1 protein-coding gene is annotated in these 256 nt (G+C 61.3%); it reads left to right on the forward strand.

The annotated features are described in order from the left end of the window. On the forward strand, positions 1 to 256 hold a 256-nt coding region (locus ACZ3HH_RS30700; RefSeq protein WP_465810445.1), incomplete at both ends, for a solute carrier family 23 protein.

Genomic DNA, 256 nt, shown 5'->3' on the forward strand with positions numbered 1-256 from the left:
CAAGCCACTCGCCATCCGGTGGATGAACGCCTACCCGTATTCAAGCTCTTTGCCCTCGGCATGCAGCACGTGCTGGTGATGTATGCCGGCGCGATTGCCGTGCCGCTCATCATCGGTGGTGCGCTGAACCTGCCCAAGTCCGAGATCGCCTACCTCATCAGTGCCGACCTGTTCTGCTGCGGGCTGGTGACCATCATCCAGAGTGCCGGCCTCTGGAAATTCGGCATCCGCATGCCCGTCATGATGGGCGTGACCT

The sequence above is a fragment of the Pseudomonas sp. PME37.24/025 genome (assembly GCF_055556615.1).